A 1,497-nucleotide genomic window follows, 5' to 3' on the forward strand; every position below is an offset into this window, starting at 1 on the left:
TCGACGGCGTCGGGAATCTCCGAGAGCCGTACGTTCTGCCGGTTCACCTCACCGGTGCTCACCATCTGGGTGCCGTCGGCCCAGTAGTAGACGTTGGCCTCGCGCTGGGCGGCCGCGTTCTCGTCGGGGATGTCGACGGAGGCGTACACGAGGGCGAAGAGGCAGGTGAGGGTGGTGAGAACGAGGGTGAGGGAGCCGAGACACTGCCGCCAGGAGGGGATCCACCGCCGGAGCCCGCGTCTGCCGTGACGGGGATAGTCGATGAGGCGGAGGCGTGGCCTGCGGAGGCGGAGGCGGAGGTGGAGGCGTGGCCTGCGGGCGCGGGGGTCGGGCTTGTGTTTCGGCTTGCGTTCGGGCTTGTGTGCCGGCTTCCCCTGAGTGTGTGTCCCCATGGTGGGGGAGAGGTGGGTGATGGGGGTGGGGGTTGGCCGGAGACGTATTAGGGGGACGTAACAGCGGCCGACGACAAGGTCGAGGAGCATGGATGGCGATGGCGATGGCGATGGCGGTGGCAGGGCCCGGCCGCGGCGGCTCCCCATGGCCACGGCCGGCCCGCCTCAACCATGGGGTCGACGATGCGGGAGTGTGTCGACTTCCATGGGAGTTCAAGCACCGTGGCATTGCTGTGCGGACCGGCGAGGTTCGCTGCCACCGGCTCACCTCTCGCGTGCCCAGGGTGAGCCCTCCAACACAGGTTGAATACGCGAACGCCTCCCGGCAGGGCACGGCAGCCACCGCATGGCGGGCGAGCTCGGCAGGGCCGGGAAGTCGGCATTGCGGGCGCGAACAGCGGTTCCTCCTGCGAGGCTGTGTCGCGTGACATATGCAGTGAGTGTGGATACCCGGATAGCCAGCGGTACCTCGGAGATGGATGAGCTGCAACGGGTCGGCGCCGGCGCCCTCATTGAGGACGGCTTCGAGTCCGTGGAGGAGATCGAGGGACCCGACGGGATGGAGGTGGGGCTCCGGGACACCTTCGTGGGCGTGCATCCCGGTGGGGCACTGCTGAAGGTCTTTGTGGACGCCCCGGCGCTGGAATTCGCCGAGGAGGCCGTCCGCGAACTGGTGGAGGGTCTGCTGGAGCGCACGGAGCTGCTCTCCGACTGGACCGTCGAGCGATGCGAGGTGGAGCTGCAGCCGGACCTGGCCAAGGAGAGCCTGGACGCGGCCGACGGCCCGGATGCTCCGCCGGATGACGTCGAGTCCCGCCGTGCGCGACTGATGGGGCTGGCTGGGGGAGCGGCGCCCACGGACGCACCCGGGACGCCGGCCGAGACCGCCGCCATCCGTTCCAAGATCCGCACCATGGCGCCACGGCTGGCGGCTTTCGGCTTGGGAATGTTCGGCGTACGGGAGGGGGAGGGGGAGCACGGGGAGCAGGGCAAGCAGGGGGACGGGGCCAGGGACGGTGAGTACGACGACTCCGGCATCGCGACGGAGGACGCCGAGCTGGCTGCCGGGGCCCTGATCTGGGGCACAGATGTCCTCCTGGACGAG

Annotated in this window: 2 pseudogenes; one reads left to right on the forward strand and one right to left on the reverse strand. The window is 69.6% G+C overall.

The features are described from left to right. A pseudogene (locus tag ACZ5CR_RS44975) lies at positions 1-392 on the reverse strand (transglycosylase domain-containing protein); the annotation flags it as partial. Between the two features lie 475 nt (positions 393-867). On the opposite strand from ACZ5CR_RS44975, the pseudogene ACZ5CR_RS44980 reads away from it, so the two are divergent. Further along, positions 868-1,497 (forward strand): annotated as a pseudogene (locus tag ACZ5CR_RS44980) (hypothetical protein); the annotation flags it as partial.

It is taken from the genome of Streptomyces sp. NPDC031274 (assembly GCF_055570235.1).